This is a genomic window from Agathobacter ruminis (genome assembly GCF_002735305.1).
GTDB classification, from domain to species: domain Bacteria; phylum Bacillota; class Clostridia; order Lachnospirales; family Lachnospiraceae; genus Roseburia; species Roseburia ruminis.
On record NZ_PDYG01000048.1, the window covers coordinates 1 to 3,257 of the forward strand.

Annotated in this window: 4 protein-coding genes and 1 pseudogene; 1 reads left to right on the forward strand and 4 read right to left on the reverse strand. The window is 41.4% G+C overall.

Annotated elements, in window-relative coordinates; genetic code table 11:
• Window positions 1-52 precede the first annotated feature (52 nt).
• From CSX02_RS14135 to CSX02_RS07630, 4 genes and pseudogenes are all read right to left on the reverse strand, one after another.
• Window positions 53-250 (reverse strand): annotated as a pseudogene (locus CSX02_RS14135) (hypothetical protein); the annotation flags it as partial.
• A complete protein-coding gene (locus tag CSX02_RS07620; RefSeq protein WP_099386232.1) occupies window positions 247-525 on the reverse strand; it encodes a hypothetical protein in 279 nt (92 codons plus the stop codon). The pseudogene CSX02_RS14135 and the gene CSX02_RS07620, both read right to left, overlap by 4 nt.
• 8 nt (window positions 526-533) lie before the next feature.
• Window positions 534-911, reverse strand: a complete 378-nt coding sequence (locus tag CSX02_RS07625) for a DNA-directed RNA polymerase subunit alpha C-terminal domain-containing protein (protein ID WP_207653761.1) — start codon at window positions 909-911, stop codon at window positions 534-536.
• Window positions 865-1,350, reverse strand: coding sequence for an Lrp/AsnC family transcriptional regulator (locus CSX02_RS07630; RefSeq protein WP_099386234.1), 486 nt, complete (start codon window positions 1,348-1,350; stop codon window positions 865-867). Before CSX02_RS07630 ends, CSX02_RS07625 begins: the two co-directional genes overlap by 47 nt.
• A 274-nt stretch (window positions 1,351-1,624) precedes the next feature.
• On the opposite strand from CSX02_RS07630, the gene CSX02_RS07635 reads away from it, so the two are divergent.
• Window positions 1,625-3,166, forward strand: coding sequence for a DUF5597 domain-containing protein (locus tag CSX02_RS07635; protein ID WP_099386235.1), 1,542 nt, complete (start codon window positions 1,625-1,627; stop codon window positions 3,164-3,166).
• The last annotated feature ends 91 nt before the right edge of the window (window positions 3,167-3,257 follow it).

Here is a 3,257-nt window from a genome sequence, read left to right on the forward strand (position 1 = left end):
GCGCATCCTCGCGGAGCGTTTATCTCAGTCGGAGATTGTAACCCCGACTGAGATAAAGTTCACAGGTATTGTTCTCCGGAATAATTTCTGTGCCGAGGAATTCTTTCCAGTATTTTTCTTCCTGAAGTACAAGACCTTCCGTCAGTATCATGTTTCCATCATTGTCCAGTATTGTATCGAGGCCAAACAGTTCATGATAGCGATTAATACATTCTTTAGTTTCATTGCTTTCCCTTCTCCTTTGAATTATAGAAAAAAGATCACATAATACAGATAACCAAGCGCCAGGATTGTCCCTATGAGTGTGCAACCGGGAATGAATTGCAGGATAAATGCCAGGACCAAAATCCACCATTGAACTTTAATATTTTTCTTTGCGCCTCTTTGATGAAAAGTACCATGATCGTCGTGCTCTAAGAATTGTAAAGAATCATACAACTGAGCATTTTTTTCGAAATCATCCAACTTTCCATCATGATTTAAATCATATAAACCATCCTGCAATTCATCAAAATCATCTAACATAAGCTTCCTCACATTCTATGATTCTTCTCAATCGTTTCCAGTATAAACAGTCTTTGTCTCTGTTCTGACATATTGGCCAGATTGAAAAGAAACAGCTTTTCCATGATTTCCGAGTAACTTTTTGCTCCACAATTTCGGATCTTTTTTAAATCGGCTCCGTTCGATAAATCAATGCACAGTTCTCCAACTGTATGATATCCTGCGCGTCGCAATCCATTTGTTGCCCGCACGCTTAAGTCTAATACTGCGATATCGCAGACTTCCATTTGGGGTGTTAACCGCATTGAAAAATAAAATTTTCCCCCGTGCCTTTCGTGTAGTCCAATTCCTGCTGCATCTTTAAATATCTTTTTGATTTGTTCGTATTTTTCGCTGTTCTTTGTCATAGCGCACACCTCCGTAGACATCTTTGATGATTTCAGTAACGGCATGACAGCTGAAATGTTCAATCTCTTCTCCACAGCTTTTCTGAATCATCTTGAGTAAATATTTAAGGTCACTGATATCTGTTGATGCAGCTACGATATGAATATGATTTTCCTTGGTGGTGCGAAAGATTTGTCGAACAAAAGCCGTTCTGGTGGATACATACTCCAATACTTTTTCGAATGATTCCGGAGTTGTCGTGATGTCTATCATCATTGTCACTTCATCCTCTCTGTATATCGTCGTATTATATCCGCGGATGATGCCTGCTTCTTCCAATTTTTTCACACGCTTTTTTGCTGCCATTCTTGTCATGCCAAGAGCATTTCCCATTTCCTGGTATGTCATTCTGGCATTTCCCTTGATCATATTCAAAAGCTTTTCATCAATCTCGTCCATTGACCTCTCCTTTGTTTCCTTCAATGATGCGCGCTATCTTTGAATAATCTTATTATATTTTCTATTTTTGAAAAACTCAACAGGACCGGTATCGATTCGATACCGACGAGCAAAATATTCAAAACATATATTAAGCTCGCATTTTATGATTACAACATTTTCAGGAAGTGATATCATAATGAATAGGGGAAAGAGCCTACTCTACACAAACATTCATCTAAGTTTAAACGGATATCTGATAGGCTCACATATTATTTATAATTGGAGGGTTTTTATGTCATCAATACCAACTATTAAAACACAAAATGGCTTCAAAACACTGTTTGTAAATGATGAGCCGTTTTTTTGTCTCAGCGGTGAATTGCATAATTCAAGTGCCAGCGATTTAGACTATATGGAGGCTCATGTTTGGCCGGCTCTACAGGAGATTGGATTAAACTCGGTCATCATTCCATCTTATTGGGAATGTATCGAACCGGAAGAGGGTCACTTTGACTTCACCCTCATCGATGGCCTGATTTCGCAAGCGCGCACATACAATATGAAAATTATTTTTCTCTGGTTCGGCCTGTGGAAAAATGCCCAATCCATGTATGTGCCGGGCTGGATGAAAAAAGATACGAACACTTATTTCCGCGCCGAAACCATAAACGGAGAGAAAACCAAAACCATCTCTCCATTCTGCCGCGCTGCAATCGAAAAGGATGCCTATGCATTTTCGAAACTGATGGCACATATTCGCGATGTGGATCAGGAAGCGTCCACCGTTATTGTCATGCAGGTCGAAAACGAAATCGGTCTTTTGGGAACGGCGCGTGATTACTGCGACGCTGCAAATAAAGCATTTCTCGAAGCGGTTCCGGATACAATCGCTTCTCTTTATCAGGTGTCAGGCTCCTGGAAAGAAGCATTTGGCACTCAGGCAGAGGAATACTTTATGGCATATTATTTCGGAAAAGCAGTCGAAGAGATTGCAAGCGCAGGCATCAAGGAATATCCGCTTCCATGCTATGCCAATTCCTGGTTAAAACAGTATCCTTGGTATCCGGGTTCTTATCCATCCGGCGGTCCTGTTCCTGATGTTCATAAGATTTGGCAGGCTGTTGCCCCAAGTTTATTCACTCTGGCTCCGGATATCTACGTGCCATATGTGGCCAACATTATGGATGAATATACAACCTTGGACAATCCGCTGTTCATTCCGGAAGTGCGCAAGGATGCCGTGGCTGCTTCCTACTGCCTCTACGCATTTGGAAAGCATCATGCGATTTGCTTCTCTCCTTTTGGAATTGAAGAATTAGCGCTACCTCCTGAAGTAGTTGACCATCCACCGATGGAAGTAATGATTGCCTTAAATATTGATCCATCGGCATTCGATATCACAGGCAGCAAAGAATTATTAAGAAGCACCTACAACTTTATGAATCAAGTGAAACCGCTGTACTTGAAATATCGCGGAACCGATCAACTTCAAAGTTATGTTCGAAAAGGAGAAACCGATTACGGTACTTTTCTTCACTTTGCAAACTATGATCTGGCAATCAAATATGCTCCCCGTGCCACTGCAAAACCGCTTGGCGCCGGAATGATTTTTGAACTGGATCCAAACCGATTCCTGATCGTAGGAATGATGAGTTCGCTTGAATTTAGAGTCAAAGAAGGCGAGAAATGTAAAGTCGATGTTGTACGCTTAGAAGAAGGCGAAGTCGTAAACGGCGAATGGAAACGCGGACGCATCCTCAACGGTGATGAAGTGATGGCGCTTTCTCTCGGAGAAAATCTCACAAGTCTTATGATTGAATTATACAAATTTTAACTCAGTCGGAGAAATCCCCCACCTCTAAGCATTAGCGTAGGTGGGGGTTATGACAAACTATACTCAGTCGGGGTACAAGCTCCGACTGAGT

Bases quoted from the DNA above. Each gene is read 5' to 3' on its own strand.
- CSX02_RS07620 (WP_099386232.1), bottom strand. From the start codon at position 525: ATGTTAGATGATTTTGATGAATTGCAGGATGGTTTATATGATTTAAAT.
- CSX02_RS07625 (WP_207653761.1), bottom strand. From the start codon at position 911: ATGACAAAGAACAGCGAAAAATACGAACAAATCAAAAAGATATTTAAA.
- CSX02_RS07630 (WP_099386234.1), bottom strand. From the start codon at position 1,350: ATGGACGAGATTGATGAAAAGCTTTTGAATATGATCAAGGGAAATGCC.
- CSX02_RS07635 (WP_099386235.1), top strand. From the start codon at position 1,625: ATGTCATCAATACCAACTATTAAAACACAAAATGGCTTCAAAACACTG.